This is a genomic window from Kamptonema sp. UHCC 0994, assembly GCF_029167235.1.
GTDB lineage: Bacteria > Cyanobacteriota > Cyanobacteriia > Cyanobacteriales > Microcoleaceae > Kamptonema.
Genome location: NZ_JARFTR010000280.1, coordinates 1 through 10,886, shown reverse-complemented (window position 1 = coordinate 10,886; position 10,886 = coordinate 1). Strand labels below are relative to the sequence as shown.

Annotated in this window: 19 protein-coding genes and 1 pseudogene; 8 read left to right on the top strand and 12 right to left on the bottom strand. The window is 41.3% G+C overall.

The window, feature by feature from the left end:
- Together PY364_RS24925 and PY364_RS24920 are read right to left on the bottom strand one after the other, a co-directional pair.
- Positions 1-532, bottom strand: a pseudogene (locus tag PY364_RS24925) (RNA-guided endonuclease TnpB family protein); the annotation flags it as partial.
- Between the two features lie 68 nt (positions 533-600).
- Positions 601-1,041 (bottom strand): peroxiredoxin, encoded by a 441-nt coding sequence (locus PY364_RS24920; protein ID WP_275570396.1) that lies wholly within the window; start codon positions 1,039-1,041, stop codon positions 601-603.
- A gap of 141 nt (positions 1,042-1,182) precedes the next feature.
- Here PY364_RS24920 and PY364_RS24915 point away from each other — a divergent pair, with 141 nt between their 5' ends.
- The 3 genes from PY364_RS24915 (at position 1,183) to PY364_RS24905 (ending at position 3,543) form a co-directional block, all read left to right on the top strand.
- Complete coding sequence (locus tag PY364_RS24915; RefSeq protein ID WP_275570395.1) at positions 1,183-1,593, top strand: Npun_F0494 family protein; 411 nt, start codon at positions 1,183-1,185, stop codon at positions 1,591-1,593.
- Between the two features lie 189 nt (positions 1,594-1,782).
- Complete coding sequence (cobQ, locus tag PY364_RS24910; RefSeq protein ID WP_275570394.1) at positions 1,783-3,249, top strand: cobyric acid synthase CobQ; 1,467 nt, start codon at positions 1,783-1,785, stop codon at positions 3,247-3,249.
- Positions 3,250-3,309: 60 nt separating this feature from the next.
- The gene (locus tag PY364_RS24905) at positions 3,310-3,543 is read left to right on the top strand and encodes a 2Fe-2S iron-sulfur cluster-binding protein (RefSeq protein ID WP_275570393.1); all 234 of its coding nucleotides are present in this window, start codon (positions 3,310-3,312) and stop codon (positions 3,541-3,543) included.
- A gap of 3 nt (positions 3,544-3,546) precedes the next feature.
- On the opposite strand, the gene PY364_RS24900 is transcribed toward PY364_RS24905, so the two are convergent.
- Both PY364_RS24900 and PY364_RS24895 read right to left on the bottom strand, forming a co-directional pair.
- Positions 3,547-4,557, bottom strand: a complete 1,011-nt coding sequence (locus PY364_RS24900) for an S-layer homology domain-containing protein (RefSeq protein WP_275570392.1) — start codon at positions 4,555-4,557, stop codon at positions 3,547-3,549.
- Positions 4,558-4,653: 96 nt separating this feature from the next.
- A complete protein-coding gene (locus PY364_RS24895) occupies positions 4,654-5,991 on the bottom strand; it encodes a hypothetical protein (RefSeq protein ID WP_275570391.1) in 1,338 nt (445 codons plus the stop codon).
- A gap of 188 nt (positions 5,992-6,179) precedes the next feature.
- Here PY364_RS24895 and PY364_RS24890 point away from each other — a divergent pair, with 188 nt between their 5' ends.
- The 3 genes from PY364_RS24890 to PY364_RS24880 all read left to right on the top strand — a co-directional run bounded on the left by PY364_RS24890 (position 6,180) and on the right by PY364_RS24880 (position 7,655).
- Entirely contained in the window at positions 6,180-6,419 is a 240-nt protein-coding gene (locus PY364_RS24890; protein WP_275570390.1) for a hypothetical protein, read from the top strand.
- Positions 6,420-6,452: 33 nt separating this feature from the next.
- Positions 6,453-7,259 (top strand): hypothetical protein, encoded by an 807-nt coding sequence (locus tag PY364_RS24885; protein WP_275570389.1) that lies wholly within the window; start codon positions 6,453-6,455, stop codon positions 7,257-7,259.
- A 204-nt stretch (positions 7,260-7,463) separates the two neighbouring features.
- The gene (locus tag PY364_RS24880; protein WP_275570388.1) at positions 7,464-7,655 is read left to right on the top strand and encodes a hypothetical protein; all 192 of its coding nucleotides are present in this window, start codon (positions 7,464-7,466) and stop codon (positions 7,653-7,655) included.
- Positions 7,656-7,797: 142 nt separating this feature from the next.
- Here the strand turns inward: PY364_RS24880 and PY364_RS24875 are convergent, their stop codons facing one another.
- The 7 genes from PY364_RS24875 to PY364_RS24845 form a co-directional block, all read right to left on the bottom strand.
- Positions 7,798-8,115 carry a type II toxin-antitoxin system VapC family toxin gene (locus PY364_RS24875; protein ID WP_275570387.1) on the bottom strand — a complete coding sequence of 106 codons (318 nt, stop codon included), beginning with the start codon at positions 8,113-8,115 and terminating at the stop codon, positions 7,798-7,800.
- Positions 8,112-8,381 (bottom strand): hypothetical protein, encoded by a 270-nt coding sequence (locus tag PY364_RS24870; RefSeq protein ID WP_275570386.1) that lies wholly within the window; start codon positions 8,379-8,381, stop codon positions 8,112-8,114. The genes PY364_RS24875 and PY364_RS24870 overlap by 4 nt, the downstream gene beginning before the upstream one ends.
- A 122-nt stretch (positions 8,382-8,503) precedes the next feature.
- A complete protein-coding gene (locus PY364_RS24865; protein WP_275570385.1) occupies positions 8,504-8,668 on the bottom strand; it encodes a hypothetical protein in 165 nt (54 codons plus the stop codon).
- Positions 8,669-8,674: 6 nt separating this feature from the next.
- Entirely contained in the window at positions 8,675-8,860 is a 186-nt protein-coding gene (locus PY364_RS24860; RefSeq protein ID WP_275570384.1) for a type II toxin-antitoxin system VapC family toxin, read from the bottom strand.
- Positions 8,860-9,132 carry a hypothetical protein gene (locus PY364_RS24855; RefSeq protein ID WP_275570383.1) on the bottom strand — a complete coding sequence of 91 codons (273 nt, stop codon included), beginning with the start codon at positions 9,130-9,132 and terminating at the stop codon, positions 8,860-8,862. Before PY364_RS24855 ends, PY364_RS24860 begins: the two co-directional genes overlap by 1 nt.
- Positions 9,065-9,241 carry a hypothetical protein gene (locus PY364_RS24850; RefSeq protein ID WP_275570382.1) on the bottom strand — a complete coding sequence of 59 codons (177 nt, stop codon included), beginning with the start codon at positions 9,239-9,241 and terminating at the stop codon, positions 9,065-9,067. The genes PY364_RS24855 and PY364_RS24850 overlap by 68 nt, the downstream gene beginning before the upstream one ends.
- 117 nt (positions 9,242-9,358) lie before the next feature.
- Positions 9,359-9,481, bottom strand: coding sequence for an element excision factor XisI family protein (locus PY364_RS24845; RefSeq protein ID WP_275570381.1), 123 nt, complete (start codon positions 9,479-9,481; stop codon positions 9,359-9,361).
- Positions 9,482-9,522: 41 nt separating this feature from the next.
- Here PY364_RS24845 and PY364_RS24840 point away from each other — a divergent pair, with 41 nt between their 5' ends.
- On the top strand, positions 9,523-9,705 hold the full coding sequence (locus PY364_RS24840) for a hypothetical protein (protein WP_275570380.1): 183 nt from the start codon (positions 9,523-9,525) through the stop codon (positions 9,703-9,705).
- Between the two features lie 17 nt (positions 9,706-9,722).
- Positions 9,723-9,911: a hypothetical protein gene (locus PY364_RS24835; protein ID WP_275570379.1), complete on the top strand. Its 189-nt coding sequence runs from the start codon at positions 9,723-9,725 to the stop codon at positions 9,909-9,911.
- Between the two features lie 126 nt (positions 9,912-10,037).
- On the opposite strand, the gene PY364_RS24830 is transcribed toward PY364_RS24835, so the two are convergent.
- Positions 10,038-10,817 (bottom strand): photosystem II S4 domain protein, encoded by a 780-nt coding sequence (locus PY364_RS24830; RefSeq protein WP_275570378.1) that lies wholly within the window; start codon positions 10,815-10,817, stop codon positions 10,038-10,040.
- Positions 10,818-10,886: the final 69 nt, after the last annotated feature.

Below are 10,886 nucleotides of genomic sequence, written 5' to 3'. Positions count from 1 at the left end.
CGTAAACATACTCAATCCAGACCTCACCATTTCTAGGGATTAGCCTAAGTTCTTTAATTTGGCAATCTTTCAAGCGTTCCGGTAATGTTACCCAGAGACAGTCTGCCCCAAAGTGTTCTTTGCCTTTAGTTCCCAAAGGCAATCTCACCCGATTACCCACTATTTTTAAGGCTTGTCCCGGATAGGAAACCTGATACATCGCCCCCTTGGTTCTGTACTTGGGCAATCTCGGTTTTTGATTGAGCTGCCCTTTCTTAGCAAGCCTTTCTAAAGCTCGAAAAGAGCTAAAAGATTCGGCGACAGATTTAATCGATTGTTGGGCGACTTGCGAGTAAAGTAATCCGTAATTTTCGTTGGTTTTGGTTATTTTGTATAGTTCGGGATATTTAACTGCGCTTCTATCCCTAAAGTACCGTTGCCGACTTTCGTAAGTGCCGACATTAAACAGATTATTTGACCATCTCAACAGTTGCTCAACAATAGTTTTATCGAATCCTGTTAAATGCCAAACATCTTTTTGCAATGCATACATTAATTTCACCTCCTTTGATTAATTTTACCGCCCAGAGGGCGGCGTTACGGTGAGGAAATTAGTAGGAATTAGCTAATTGTAGCTAAGATATCCTGAGCATGAGTATCTACTTTGAGATTTTCACCTTCGTAAACTTGAGTAATTTTGCCGGTGCTATCAATCACGAAGGTGACACGCTTAGAATAATCACCTTTTTCGACATCGTAAGCTTTAGTAATTGCGCCATCGACATCGGCTAATAGGGTGAAAGGTAAACCGTATTTCTCTGTGAAGAGTTTGTGAGAGGTTTCGTTATCGCGGCTAACACCTAGCACTACCATATCTTTGCCTTGATATTCGGTGTGGGCTGTTTTGAAGCTTTGGGCTTCTCTGGTACAGCCGGGAGTGTCGTCTTTGGGGTAGAAATATAAGACTACAGTTTTGCCGGCAAAGTCGGATAGGGAAACGGTTTTACCGTTTGTGTCTTTGGCGGTAAAAGGAGGAGCAGCACACCCAACTGGTAAGGTCATAGTTTTGTTTTTCTTGTGGTTTATAAGGATATTTTAATTGATTTTGGGATTCTGTGAACTATGGAGCGGCAATCTTGGATGATTCTTACTTTCAGATCGGTAATAATAAAAAATATAATACCTTAATTGAGAGGCAAATCAATGACTTTCATCCCCTCCTCAGAACTTAAATCTATTAATTACCCCAGTCGCACCGTAGAAAGGGCAGCTAGAGCCATTCGCTGTGCCCCTTTTCAATTACAATTATTCAAGACAATGCGCGAAACCAGCGTTTTCCTCGGCGCGATCGCATCACATCCCGGCGTTGAAAGCGGCTACACGCGATCGCCCCTATCAGAATTAACCGCCGAAAACTCCCTACTTTGGCTAATCCAAGTCGGCGTATTGCGGCGAGAAGTAGACGGACAGGGAATCACAGACAGTTTCCGCCTCACCCCACTTGGCCGCCAACTGATCGAAAAATTCCAGCAGCAAGGAGACATCGTACCACCCCCGGACTGGCGCGATCGCATTTACAATACCTTAACCCGTTGGCTGCGACTACCCTTTTAGCTTGAATATAGGGATCGACGAATTTTGACGCATTCATCTAAGCAATGATACAATTGCATATATTGAATGCGTAAGTCCTATCAATCTTTAACTTTTAACTCGCTAGCGGTTATAATTTAGATAGTCAAATCTTTAACTTCCATTGCAGCAAGTTTCAAGCTTAATAACTAATAGCTAGGTTAACTATTTATGAAAGCAATTATGGTTGTGGGTACCACTTCCCACGCAGGAAAATCTCTACTCGTTGCAGCCTTATGTCGGCTTCTATCTCGGCGCGGTTGGCGCGTTGCTCCCTTTAAAGGTCAAAATATGGCCTTGAATTCCTATGTTACAGCTAATGGGGGCGAAATTGGCTATGCTCAGGCGGTACAAGCTTGGGCCGCCGGTGTTGCACCTTGGGTAGAAATGAACCCAATTTTATTAAAGCCCCAAGGGGATATGACTTCCCAAGTTATTATCAAAGGTCGCGCAGTAGCAACTGTCAAAGCTACTCAATACTACGAACAATTTTTTGATATAGGTTGGCAAGCCATCCAAGAATCCCTCGAATTTTTATCACAAGAATTTGACTTACTGATTTGTGAAGGAGCTGGTTCTCCTGCTGAAATTAATCTCAAACACCGCGACTTAACTAATATGCGGGTAGCCAAACATCTCAACGCTAAAACCCTGCTAGTAGTGGATATTGACAGAGGCGGAGCTTTTGCTCACGTCGTCGGCACTTTGGAGTTACTAGAACCAGAAGAACGAGCCTTAATTAAGGGAGTTGTAATCAATAAATTCCGAGGTCAGCGCTCAATTTTGCAGCCCGGTATTACCTGGTTAGAAGAGCGCACAGGTATTCCCGTCGCCGGCGTTATTCCCTGGATAGATGAAGCATTACCCGCAGAAGATTCTCTGAGTTTATTAGAGCGCCGTTCTACTAATTCCCATTCCGATCTTACCGTTGCTGTCATTCGCCTCCCTCGCATTTCTAATTTTACAGATTTTGATCCATTAGAATCAGAATCAACAGTAACCGTAAAATATATTAGCCCTAAAGAATCCTTGGGATATCCAGATGCGGTGATTATCCCTGGTTCTAAAACTACTATTTCTGATTTGATTGTGCTGCGACAAACGGGTATGGCGGAAGCTATCAAAAACTACATGACAGCCGGGGGGACAGTGATGGGAATTTGCGGAGGATTTCAAATGTTAGGACAAGTTCTTACAGATCCCGATGGCATTGAAAGCGAAATAGGACAATGCGATGGACTGGGATTATTGCCACTAAAAACAATCATGGCCCCGACGAAAATTGCTCGTCAGCGGGTAGTAACTTCCAATTACCCGCAACCTGGTTTACCTGTTGCAGGTTATGAAATTCATCAAGGACGAACACAATTGCTACAATCTGATATGACGAAACCTTTGTTTGATGACTCTGGTTTAGGGGTTATTAATAATTCTCAATCAGTTTGGGGTACTTATTTGCACGGTATTTTTGATAATGGCGCTTGGCGGCGTTCTTGGTTAAATCATTTGCGTCAACAAAGGGGTTTACAAGCTTTACCTACTGGCATTCCTAACTATCGCGAACAGCGGGAAGCTCTTTTAGATTCTCTCGCAGATACAATAGAAAGTCACTTGGATTTAAGGCAAGTTTTGAGTTAGTTAGTTGTTAGTTGTTGGTTGTTAGTTGTTAGTTGTTGGTCAATATATTGTTTAGAGAAGATGAAAATTCATTTCTTACCAGATGATATAACAATTGAAGCTGAAGTGGGAGAACCTCTACTGGATGTGGCCGAACGTGCGGGGATTTGTATTCCTACAGGTTGCTTAATGGGTTCCTGTCACGCCTGCGAGGTCGAAATTGACGGCGGTAACATCATTTGTGCTTGCATCGCAGGGGTTCCCAGAGGACGCGAACAAATGACTGTGAACCTTAATTTTGATCCGACTTGGTAGTTGCTAATTGTAAGGAGGCTCACAGGTGGAATCATACGATAACGCAGTGCTAACTGTTGTTTTCTGTGCATACTGCATCAAAAATAGTCGTACTCCATCTCCTAAACAATATTCAAAAAGGAAATAACCTCCGTCTATATAATCTGGACCCTTCAGATATCTCCAAGTAGGAGGTGGGTAGCCAAATACATACTCAAATTCTTTTTTAGGATCTATACTAATTTTATCCTGCTGAAACTGACCCAGGTCAAAACTTATCCTCACAGCTTTGCCGTTTTCAAACTCTACCGAAAAATATGTATTTTCAATAAAATCCGTACAGCAAAAACGCTTAATAGCTGTTGAAGCATAACTTGAACCGGATATCGGAAAACCAAAATAACTTTCTATAATTTCAGGAGTGCGACCAAAGATAGGACGCGGTGCTATATTACCTGCAATGCTGACAGCAATGTACTTGTCGGGAACAGTATAAATTCTTAAGGCGCGGCAAAATAAAGCAGCTACTTCACCTCTGGTAGCGTTTTGATTGGGTCTGAGCTTTCTAACATTAGGATAGTTGACCACAATCGCTCTTTGAGTTGCTGCTGCCATCACATTTTTAGCATAATTGGGAATTTCAGCCGCATCGTCAAAAGCATCTTTTAAAGTTACTTCTGGCGATTTAGGATTTGGCAAATTGAGCGCCGATGCAATCACTGTAATAGCTTCCACGCGCAAAATAGGCTGTTCTGGCCGAAAAGTTCCATCGGGATAACCACTAAAAAATCTCTTTTTAGAAACTGTTTGAATGAATTGCCAAGCCCAGTGATTCTTAGGAACATCTTTAAAATTAACTGCTTTTTGTACATCTGGAGACTTGCCAAAAGCGCCAACCATCAAGGAAGCAAATTCGGCACGGGTGAGGGGCGCTTCCGGGCGAAATTTGCCGTCACTATAGCCTTTAACGAGCGAGCGCTCTCCTAATTGAACTATACATTCTTTCGCCCAATGGCTCTCAATATCTGAAAACATACTTTTTTCCTCTGTTCATATTTTGTTCTCTGATTCTGTGCTTTTGCGTACTTTGCGGTTCGCCCATAAAATCCACTTTACAGAATAAACTGTCCGTTACCTTTGCAACTCCTGCTGTTTTTTCCTAGCAAATTGTAGCAGTTTTTGAGCTTCTAAATATGTGGTCGTCCCAGTTTTAACACTCTCCAACTTGTTAATTATTTCTCGCAACTGACCAACTAAGTCACCGCGATCTGGCCGATCAGAAAGAGCTAATCTTTGCCAATTTGCGATCGCAAATTTAGCTTCTTTCAAATCATCTGCTGACTGTTCCTCAATTTTATGCCTTAACTGTGCAGTTCCCAAATTTGTTTTATATTGAGCCAATTTATTTTGAGCATCAAGATAACCGGGATTCTCGGAGCTAACTTGTTCAAGTCGCTGGATAGATTCTTGCCACAAACTTGCTATTTGTTCCCACTGTTCCGCTGAATGAGGGGGATTTTGAGAAGCAACAGCGGCGGACATTGCAAACTCTTTTGCTGCTTCAATTAAATTATCAGTACGCAGACTACCAGTAGCAACACCGCCCACATCTTGAAAGTCTCTTTTGGCAGCTTGCAGTTTTTTCTGTGCCATTTCTCCAGCCAAAGTTTCGTTAGGAATTTGACCGAGTTGATCGATTGCACTTTGCCAATTCGCACTAACCTTTTGGCGTTCTGGGGCTGTTTTTGCTTGCTGATATTGCTGTTTTGCTGTGTTAAGTTCTTGTTCTGTTTTAGTTAGCTCATTTAGTGCATTTTTCTGCTGAAAAATTTGAGCTTCCATGCGCCCTATATTTTTGCGTGCGGCTTCAAATTCATCGAAGGTAAATCGCCAAGTGCAACCAAAGAAAGTGCAGTAAGCTGTAGGATAATATCCTAAAAACCAAACTGGTAAAGCGTCGAGGTGTTTTTGTGCTTCTTTAGATTTGATTTCCCCTAAATCGAAATCAGCAGCAGCGGTAGCTTTATTTATTAGTTGATCTGCTTGTTCGACTTTCGCGATCGCTTGCCGATAGTTATAATCCATGCTAATGTAGCTAGGTAATAATAATATCGGTGCTGTTTTTGCCACTGGCCATCTAATCATCGGAAAAGGCAGATTTAGTACCGAAATAAAGCCGGCCGCCCCGACAAGAAAAGTACCAACCCAAGCTATTTTACTTAATATCCCTGGCGGACGGTTAGCTTTGGCTGCGGCTTTGATGGCTTTGTCGTCGAAGTTAGGAAATAAATCTTTAACTGTCTCGCGTAGTTCTTGTGCAGAGGCAAAAGTTCCTGACTGTAAGCGCAGTTTCTCTAACCGCTTCATCACCATTTGCTGCTGTACTTGACCACCAAATCTTTCAGCGGCGGCACATCTATTAACTTCTGTACGTAGGATATCAAAAGCGCGATTGGTAAGACGGCTCATACATATTACCGATGATGTGATGCCATCATACACCAAACAGAACTGCTGTATTGTTAAAATATGCAAAGCTAACTATTGTCCCGAAAGTAGTGTTACATTGTTGTTCTTACATACTCCCTCAGTACAGGTGGCAGAGTGTAAAAATTTGCTATAGAGATCGTCCTCTTAGACAGGTTATTCATGCTTTAATGACCTTTTCGGCTGGGGCTGCTGTATGGGCTAAACTTGTAGCTTCACCTTGGTTTTCATCCGAAAAGTTGGACTCTCAAGCTGAGAGTTACTGGGTTGAAACACTTAGTTTTGCCGATGTAGCTTATCAAGGTTTAATAAAGTCTGAAACGTTAACTGATGCAGGCAAGCTTTTAGTTGGTGCTTATGTTGAAAATTTGCATTCTGTAGTTAAGGTCGGTCGGAGTCTTTTGTCTTAGTTTTTAGTAATCTTAATTAAGGGGAATAAATGCGTGTATCAACTAAGGGAAGGGATAAAAATTGTTGAGAGTTACAATGACATAAGCTTTGAAGATCGCGTTTTCTTGAGTTCGGGAACTGAGTCGGCTAGTTATTCTACAAATCAATTTACCACTCCTTACTGTACTGATGCAATTGTCCCTCGATTACCTTGGCGAACACTTACTTCAACAGAACAAAAAATCCTGTTCAGGAATAAAGTTAATAATTCATCAAATTTGTATGTAACTCTTCTCAGTATTCCTCAAAATATTTTATGTCACCTTAAGGAGCTAGGTAGTGTAAAACACCATACGGCGTTGCAGTATGTTTTAGAAAAAGAGAGCGTAGCAAAAGGTATCGGCTTAATTCACGACTATATTGAAACTTTGCGTCTCCAAAATGCAGACGTAAGTGAGTATGGAATTGGGTCGAATGCCCCTAACCAGATGACTGTAACTGTTGGGAATAGAGATTGCAAAGTTGGTCTTCACATTGATAATCAGCGTGGTTCATCACTGCATCGTATCTTAATCAATCTTGGCTCTCAACCCCGCTATTTTTTATTCATCAATCTATCAATTCAGCAGCTTTATAGATTGGTGTCTGAAACAGATAGTAATTTAGTTAATGAAACTTGGGGTAGTTCAAGGATTGGTAGGGCATTTATGCAGCTTTTCCCGAATTATCCTGTTGTTAAATTGAGAGTTAACCCAGGAGAGGCTTATATAGCTCCCACAGAACATATTACTCACGATGGGTGTACGGAGGGAACAAATAGTCTGGATGTCTTTTTCACTATGCGAGTTATATTTAGCTAACGCGAAATTTAAAGCCCGAACAGGTAAAAAATGTTGCCCAAAATTGGGAGGAAGCTAAATACGATCTTAAGTTTTGGATTCGGAATCAACTGAACTTATAAATAGCTGAATAGTGGCTACCATTTTTTTATACTGTTAAGCGCGATCGCACCTCTCCCCTAGCTTAAATTTCCTCCCTCAACCCAACATTCATCGGCATTTAATGTGACTTTCGTAAAGCGCGATCGCAACTTAAGAAACCGGGTTTCTCAGATAACTAAAGCATCTCAGCCGAGATTTTGTTCAGAAACCCGGTTTCTCACCCCCACGCGATCGCACCCTCAAAACAAAGCGCGATCGCCTATTTCTAACCATCTAAAAACATTAAATCGCCTCATATCTTTTAGTCGAGCGTAATTATTAGGTAGATAAAGATGGCAATGTAAAATTTGTAAACAATTGCACATCAAACTCACTACCTGTCAAAGAATTCACTAACCGTTCATCCAATGTTAGCAACGGTGCCATAACTTGCTGTGACAGTGCCACATAGCAGCCATCATAAGCTGTGATGCCATAGTCCAAAACCAATTTGAACAGCTTTATTCATTAGCTCTTTGGTTGAAGTAACTTGAAATCGTAAAGCTTTTAAGTCACCTAGATCGGCCTGAACTTGTTCGGCAGTGTAGAGTTTAGCTCGAACATACTTCCAAAGAACATTAGCACACTCAATATAAAACAGATCGGGCACAAAAAACTCAACAGCCGGATCGTCAAGACAATCGAATAATTGATTAACTTTAGGAGTCAAAGGATCGACGATAAACTGCTTAATACAAATATTTGTATCCAGCACGCATCGTAGCGGAACTGTCATCTGTTGCGATCCTCTCGAATCAAAACAGTGCTATCTGTTAATCCAAAATCCCTTGGGTTAACTCTGGGACGATTGCGAATCCTTTGTAGGATTGCTGACGTTAGTTGGCTTTCTTGCGCCCGATCTATCATCACCTTGTCGGACTCAAATGATTGCTTCAATAGATGAATTACTGCCTCATTGAGAGTAAAATTTTTTTCAGAGGCAAGACATTGAATACGACTGTATAATTCATCGGGTAGATTTTGAATCTGAAGTGTAGCCATTGCCATTTTATAGTTACTTAATTCATTATATCACAGTTTAACTCAAGCGTCAATGTTCAGAAACCGGGTTTCTCAGATAACTAAAGTATCGCCGCCGAGATTTTATTCAGAAACCCAGTTTCTCACCCCACGATCGGCAATTCCAATCTTAATGCTAACTCTAAATAAGCTGCATCATAAGCAGCTAAACCTTCTTGTCTTCCTAGTACCAGAGTTGACGAGAGCGCGTTGCTATCCGTAGCTTCATCAACCTGAATTAAAAGTGATTGTAACAAAGCAATAGCCATCTCAGATTACTCAGTTGTCATGCGGTTGCGTCGCTCAGAAACCAGGAGAGTATTAGCAACTTCTAGCGACCAAATTCCTGGTACATAAGCTTCGCAATCCGGCATCATCGCGAGTATAGCATTAGCATAATCGTTATCTTCATCCACTAAGCACCAACTGATTGCTAGAGAACAATCCAATATAAACTGCATTAAAACCTGCGTCCTTCTTCAATCATGGAGCGGATTGAGCTTTTATCCAAGGCAATTTCTTGCCGTAGTTGTCGCATTCTACCAATTGCTGTTTGAATTGATTCTTTAGTAGTCAGTTGTCCCCAAGCGTTATACTTCGGTTTAACTTCCTCCGATGGTAGATGCTGTACAACTACTACCACTTCTACAGAAGTATCTTTAAACTCAGCGGGCATTTGGAGAAGCAATATGCCATCGGTTCCAATATGCGATCGCAGTTTCATTGTTTCCATGTAAGACTCCAGAAACTTCGAGCAATTCTAGTTTAACATAACTGCTAAGGATTTCTAACATTTCTTCAAGTTGCTCTTTAGTGGCACGCTCTTGAATTAGATTAATCATCTCTGTCTATGCTTTCGATTCAATAGAATGTTTTGATATTATACAACTTAGCGAAGGTCGGGAAAACTTTATATCTGAATCTCTCGATTAGACGGGAGATCGCAACTCTCCCCTAGCTTAATTTTCCTCTATTCCCACCTCAGTTCCATCCCGTTGAATCCAAATTTTACCCTCCTTAATCTCAATGTGAATAACACATCCATAAACTCGTTTTTCTCCACGCCAACCCACATGAAACATATTGTGATAAACTATGTTATATTACTTATGAGAGTTTCAGCTTGCCAACACAGCAACAGCTAGTAACAGCAGCATTCCTCTGTCAATTGCTTTCTAATTTATACCACCCCATCCAAGTTTTCCGTTACGATCGGAGGTTTAAAACAATCTATATGCAGGCGGGAATTAATGATGATATTGCTCTTGTAATTGATGAAGATGGGAGTTGGGAGTTTGTTCTATGATTCCAAATCTGTCAATAATGACAAATTCTGAGTTAAAACGATATATTTCTGAACATCGAAATGATAGTCAAGCCTTTGAAGCAGCAATGGAAGTCTTGATGAGCCGTCGGAATCCGGCCAATCTTCATCCCTATCCGTTTGAACTAGCAAATCCTGAGATTGAGGTTGAAGCTATTTTCAAAAGAAAGCTGAATCAGGTTGAGTAAGGGTAGTTTTTGATAGAACTAACATATCGGTAGATTTAAGGTAATGATTGGAAGGAGAGCGATCGCCCCTTTCTTAAGAAACCTGGTTTCTCCGATAACTAAAGCTTAGACTATGCAAACAATCCTTTAAATATACCGAGTTAACTGTATCCGATAACGGTCTTTTTTCGTAACCATAACTTCCCCAATTTCTAATCGCCCTTTACCACGAATAGCAACTAAATCTCCCGACTTAATAATATGGCTAGATTGGCTAATATCTTTCCAATTAACTCGCACATCTCCGCCTTCAATTAAATCCACCATTTTGCTACGAGACATCCCGAATCCAGCCGATGCGATCGCATCCAGTCGCATCGACGCTTCTACTGTTGTTAATTCCTTCTTTTTAGGTTCCTTAATCTTAAGTTCGCTCAACTCTATCCGCTGAATTTGTACGGGAACAGAACGAACTTGCTTTAAGTGCATCTCTAAATATTCTACCAGTTCTGGAACAACAATTGCTTGCGCTCCGCGTTCGCCTAAAACGATGACATCGCCAGTCTTTTCTCGCACAATGCCAGAACCCAAGATAGACCCCAAAAAGTCTCGGTGAGATGCGGTATCAAAGAGGAAATTACCAGCTATTTCTAAGGCTGCAACACTTACACTAGAATTGTCTAAAGGAATTTCAGAACGTGCGATCGCAACTCTTTGGCGTTCCGCCTGTGGATAGCCTCCCCAAGCAATTAGTTGTACTTCTGTTAATCGACTAAATACCTTTTGTGTCTCCGCTAACTCAGGGGGAGAAAGAAAATCAGTCATGCTAATTTCCCAAGTTTTGAGTGCTTGCTCAGCTTGGTCGATCGCACGGGCCACACACTCGCGATTTTCGATTCCTTTTAATAGTTCTTCTCTTGGTAACATCTTCTGATTTTAAATTAAGGGAACTTGCTTTCGTTTTACGTAACGCCGCCCTCTGGGCGGTATCTTTAC

What these genes read in the sequence shown, in the direction of transcription:
- PY364_RS24920 (WP_275570396.1), bottom strand. Translation starts at nt 1,041, where the DNA reads ATGACCTTACCAGTTGGGTGTGCTGCTCCTCCTTTTACCGCCAAAGAC.
- PY364_RS24915 (WP_275570395.1), top strand. Translation starts at nt 1,183, where the DNA reads ATGACTTTCATCCCCTCCTCAGAACTTAAATCTATTAATTACCCCAGT.
- cobQ (WP_275570394.1), top strand. Translation starts at nt 1,783, where the DNA reads ATGAAAGCAATTATGGTTGTGGGTACCACTTCCCACGCAGGAAAATCT.
- PY364_RS24905 (WP_275570393.1), top strand. Translation starts at nt 3,310, where the DNA reads ATGAAAATTCATTTCTTACCAGATGATATAACAATTGAAGCTGAAGTG.
- PY364_RS24900 (WP_275570392.1), bottom strand. Translation starts at nt 4,557, where the DNA reads ATGTTTTCAGATATTGAGAGCCATTGGGCGAAAGAATGTATAGTTCAA.
- PY364_RS24895 (WP_275570391.1), bottom strand. Translation starts at nt 5,991, where the DNA reads ATGAGCCGTCTTACCAATCGCGCTTTTGATATCCTACGTACAGAAGTT.
- PY364_RS24890 (WP_275570390.1), top strand. Translation starts at nt 6,180, where the DNA reads ATGACCTTTTCGGCTGGGGCTGCTGTATGGGCTAAACTTGTAGCTTCA.
- PY364_RS24875 (WP_275570387.1), bottom strand. Translation starts at nt 8,115, where the DNA reads ATGACAGTTCCGCTACGATGCGTGCTGGATACAAATATTTGTATTAAG.
- PY364_RS24870 (WP_275570386.1), bottom strand. Translation starts at nt 8,381, where the DNA reads ATGGCTACACTTCAGATTCAAAATCTACCCGATGAATTATACAGTCGT.
- PY364_RS24865 (WP_275570385.1), bottom strand. Translation starts at nt 8,668, where the DNA reads ATGGCTATTGCTTTGTTACAATCACTTTTAATTCAGGTTGATGAAGCT.
- PY364_RS24860 (WP_275570384.1), bottom strand. Translation starts at nt 8,860, where the DNA reads ATGCAGTTTATATTGGATTGTTCTCTAGCAATCAGTTGGTGCTTAGTG.
- PY364_RS24855 (WP_275570383.1), bottom strand. Translation starts at nt 9,132, where the DNA reads ATGGAAACAATGAAACTGCGATCGCATATTGGAACCGATGGCATATTG.
- PY364_RS24850 (WP_275570382.1), bottom strand. Translation starts at nt 9,241, where the DNA reads ATGATTAATCTAATTCAAGAGCGTGCCACTAAAGAGCAACTTGAAGAA.
- PY364_RS24845 (WP_275570381.1), bottom strand. Translation starts at nt 9,481, where the DNA reads ATGTTTCATGTGGGTTGGCGTGGAGAAAAACGAGTTTATGGATGTGTT.
- PY364_RS24835 (WP_275570379.1), top strand. Translation starts at nt 9,723, where the DNA reads ATGACAAATTCTGAGTTAAAACGATATATTTCTGAACATCGAAATGAT.
- PY364_RS24830 (WP_275570378.1), bottom strand. Translation starts at nt 10,817, where the DNA reads ATGTTACCAAGAGAAGAACTATTAAAAGGAATCGAAAATCGCGAGTGT.